Genomic DNA, 1,983 nt, shown 5'->3' on the forward strand with positions numbered 1-1,983 from the left:
TGTCGGAAGGCGCCCTTGATGTCAATGGTGTGGGAGAAGGGGTGCCGCTCCTCCGGCCACGGGATCATCATCCGCCCCGTCAGGTACTCCACCGTCAGGCTCTTGCTCTTACGTGCCGGCAGCTCCGCCGGGCTCCCCTCGTAGACGATCTCACCACCGAGCCGTCCCGCCAGCGGTCCCAGGTCGACCAGGTGATCCGCCGCGCGGATCATCTCCTCATCGTGCTCCACGACGACGACGGTATTGCCGGCATCGGTGAGTCTCCTGACGATGTCTATCAGGAGGTGGCTGTCCCTCGCATGAAGTCCTATCGAGGGCTCATCGAGGACATAAAGCGCACCGATCAGTCCACCACCAAGAGAGGTGGCGAGATTGATCCGCTGACTCTCGCCCCCCGAGAGGGTCCCCGAGACGCGGTCGAGGGTCAGGTACCCCAGGCCTATGTCGACCAGGAGCCGCACTCGGCGACGAAGCTCATCGAGTAGTCGCGCCCCGACCTTCACATCCTCCTCCGGCAGCTCGAGAGCGTCCAGCCAGTCTGCCAGCTGGCTCACCGGCATCTCCACTAAGTCGCCGATGTCCTTGCCTCCCACCTTGACATAAAACGCCTCCTTCCGTAGCCGTCGCCCCTGACAGTCGGGACAAAGCGACCGACCCCGATAGCGTGCCAGCATGATCCGGAAGTGCATTTTGTGCTGATTCTCTCGCAGGAAGTCGAAGAAGTCATCGATCCCCCGAACCCCCTTGCCCCCATGCCAAAGGAGGTTTTTCTCCTCCCTCGTCAGCTCATGGTAGGGGGTGTCGAGGGGAAATCCCTGCGCTCCCGCCTGGGTCATAAAGCGCTTCTGCCAGCGAGACATCTTGGGTCCGTGCCAGCACTGGACGCACTCCTCGCGGACGGAGAGGGACTTGTCGGGAACCACCAGATCCTCATCGATCCCCATCACCATACTGAAGCCCTCACAGGTAGGGCAGGCACCGATGGAGCTATTGAAGCTAAAGAGCTTGTCCGTCGGCTCCTCGAAGACGATCCCATCCGCCTCGAAACGGTCACTGAAGGCTCTCGTCCCTCCCTTCCAGACGATCCTACAGTCGCCATGCCCCTCGAAGAACGCGGTCTCCACCGAGTCCCCTACCCGACCCCGGGCAGCATCGCCATCGCTCTCGACCCGCAGGCGGTCAATCACCAGCAGCATCTCTCCGAGCTGCCGGGCAGGGGGGAGCTCCTCCTTCCCCTCCACGAGATCATTGATCCGCTGCACCTCGTCCCCGACCAGCACTCGCGAGTAGCCATTGGCCCTCAGGATGGCGAGGTGGTCCATCGACGACCGGTCGCCGGGGATGAGGAGCGGAGCGCAGATCATGTAGGGCGTGCCCTCGCCGAGAGTCTGGATAAAGTCGACCACATCCTGCGTCGTCTCACGCTTCACCTCCTCCCCACTTATAGGGCTGAAGGTGTGCCCCACCCGGGCGAAGAACATCCTCAGGTAGTCGTAGATCTCCGACGACGTGCCGACGGTGGAGCGGGGGGTCCTATTGGGGATCCGCTGCTCGATCGCGATGGCAGGCGGGATGCCGAGGATATAGTCCACCTCCGGCTTGGCCATCTTGGCGACAAACTGCCGGGCATAGACGCTCAGGCTCTCAACGTATCGCCTCTGCCCCTCGGCATAGAGGGTGTCGAAGGCGAGCGAACTCTTTCCCGAGCCACTCAGACCGGTGAATACGGTGTAGTGGTCTCGAGGGATCGAGAGGGAGACATTCTTCAGATTATTGACCCGGACACCATGCGCCACGATATACTCTTCGGTGTCGGTGGGGTCTGTCTGAGGGTCTGGTAAAGTCTTTTTCGACATAGATGGATCATGCTGGGGAGGAGCCACGCCTCCCGGTCACTTGCCGGGATCTCCGTAGAGGTCTTACTTAGCCGGTAAAGGTACCCATTTTTACCGACCCCGTCAGCACCTACACACGACCTCGATT

General features: G+C 61.5%; 1 pseudogene. It reads right to left on the reverse strand.

The features are described 5' to 3' along the window. Positions 1-1,856 (reverse strand): annotated as a pseudogene (locus Q0F21_RS07520) (excinuclease ABC subunit A); the annotation flags it as partial. Between the last annotated feature and the right edge of the window lie 127 nt (positions 1,857-1,983).

The organism is uncultured Porphyromonas sp. (assembly GCF_934359325.1).
Classification (GTDB): domain Bacteria; phylum Bacteroidota; class Bacteroidia; order Bacteroidales; family Porphyromonadaceae; genus Porphyromonas_A.